The sequence below is a fragment of the Actinomadura sp. HBU206391 genome (genome assembly GCF_014323665.1).
In the GTDB taxonomy this organism is placed as follows: domain Bacteria; phylum Actinomycetota; class Actinomycetes; order Streptosporangiales; family Streptosporangiaceae; genus Actinomadura_C.
On record NZ_JABVEB010000488.1, the window covers coordinates 1 to 2,295 of the forward strand.

Below are 2,295 nucleotides of genomic sequence, written 5' to 3' on the forward strand. Positions count from 1 at the left end.
GCACTTCTCGAGAAGCAACGCCGCAGACGGGGAAACGACCGCGGGAACCCACGAAACCAAGGAGGTTTCCCCGTGGATGCTGTGCGCGTAGATGGAGCGCAGAGCTCAGAGGCGGTCATCGACAACGGATCGTTCGGGACCCGTACGATCCGGTTCGAGACGGGCCGGTTGGCCCGCCAGGCAGCCGGTTCGGCCGTCGCCTATCTCGATGACGACACCATGGTCCTCTCCGCCACCACCGCGTCGAAGAAGCCCAAGGACAACCTGGACTTCTTCCCGCTGACCGTGGACGTCGAGGAGCGAATGTACGCAGCCGGGCGGATTCCCGGATCGTTCTTCCGCCGTGAGGGCAGGCCGTCCGAGGACGCGATCCTCACCTGCCGGCTCATCGACCGGCCATTGCGCCCGTCGTTCGCCAAGGGCCTGCGCAACGAGATCCAGGTCGTTGAGACGATCATGGCGCTCAACCCCGACCACCTGTACGACGTCGTCGCGATCAACGCCGCGTCGATGTCGACGCAGCTCGCCGGGCTGCCCTTCTCCGGGCCGATCGGCGGCGTTCGCGTCGCGCTGATCGATGGCCAGTGGGTCGGCTTCCCGACCCACTCCGAGCTCGAGCGCGCCACCTTCGACATGGTGGTCGCCGGCCGGCTGCTCGAAGACGGCGATGTCGCGATCATGATGGTCGAGGCCGAGTCCACCAGGGACACGCTCAAGCTCGTCGCCGAGGGCTCGCCCGCGCCGACCGAGGACACGATCGCCGAGGGGCTCGAGGCGGCCAAGCCGTTCATCAAGTCGCTGTGCCAGGCGCAGAGCGAGCTCGCCGCCCAGGCCGCCAAGGAGACCGCCGAGTACCCCGTCTTCCTGGACTACCAGGACGACGTCTACGACGCGGTGGCGGCGGCGGTGACCGACGAGCTCGCGCAGGCTCTGACCATCGCCGGCAAGCAGGAGCGCGAAGCGCGCCTGGACGCGATCAAGGTGGGCGCGGCGGAGAAGCTCGGGGCCGAGTTCGAGGGCCGCGAGAAGGAGATCTCGGCGGCCTTCCGCGCGGTGACCAAGAAGCTGGTCCGCGAACGGGTCGTCCGCGACGGTGTCCGGATGGACGGGCGCGGCACGAAGGACATCCGCCAGCTGTCCGCCGAGGCGCACGTGGTGCCCCGGGTGCACGGCTCGGCGCTGTTCGAGCGCGGCGAGACCCAGATCATGGGCGTGACGACGCTCAACATGCTCCGCATGGAGCAGATGATCGACACGCTCAACCCCGAGCGCACCAAGCGCTACATGCACAACTACAACTTCCCGCCGTACTCCACCGGTGAGACCGGCCGGGTCGGCTCGCCCAAGCGCCGAGAGATCGGCCATGGCGCGCTCGCCGAGCGGGCACTGCTCCCGGTGCTGCCGACGCGTGAGGAGTTCCCGTACGCCATCCGGCAGGTGTCGGAGGCGCTCAGCTCCAACGGCTCCACCTCGATGGGTTCGGTCTGCGCCTCGACCATGTCGCTCCTCGACGCGGGTGTCCCGCTCAAGGCGATGGTCGCGGGCATCGCGATGGGACTGATCTACGAGGGCGGCGAGTACGTCACGCTGACCGACATCCTCGGGGCCGAGGACGCCTTCGGCGACATGGACTTCAAGGTCGCCGGAACCAAGGACGTCATCACCGCGCTGCAGCTCGACACCAAGCTCGACGGCATTCCCGCGTCGGTGCTGGCGGCGGCGCTCAAGCAGGCCAAGGGCGCCCGGCTGGCCATCCTCGACGTCATGCAGGAGGCCATCGAGGCACCGGGCGAGATGAGCCCGAACGCGCCGCGGATCATCACGATCAAGGTTCCGGTCGACAAGATCGGCGAGGTCATCGGCCCGAAGGGCAAGATGATCAACTCGATCCAGGACGACACCGGCGCCGAGATCACCATCGAGGACGACGGCACGATCTACGTCGGTGCCACCGACGGCCCGTCCGCCGAGGCCGCGCGGCAGGCGATCAACTCGATCGCCAACCCGCACATGCCCGAGACCGGTGAGCGCTACCTGGGCACGGTGGTCAAGACCACCACGTTCGGCGCGTTCGTCTCACTGCTGCCGGGCAAGGACGGCCTGCTGCACGTCTCGCAGCTCCGCAAGCTGCACGGCGGGGTGCGGATCGAGAACGTCGACGACTTCATCAAGGTCGGCGAGAAGATCCAGGTCGAGGTCACCGAGATCGACCAGCGCGGCAAGCTGTCGTTGGTGCCGGTCGAGGTGATCGAGCGCGAGGCCGCCGACGGCGGTGCCGAGGCCGGCGTCGCCGGC

1 protein-coding gene is annotated in these 2,295 nt (G+C 68.2%); it reads left to right on the plus strand.

All coding sequences use genetic code 11. The features are described 5' to 3' along the window. Positions 1-72 precede the first annotated feature (72 nt). On the plus strand, positions 73-2,295 hold a 2,223-nt coding region (locus HKK72_RS38690), incomplete at its 3' end, for a polyribonucleotide nucleotidyltransferase (protein ID WP_187239342.1).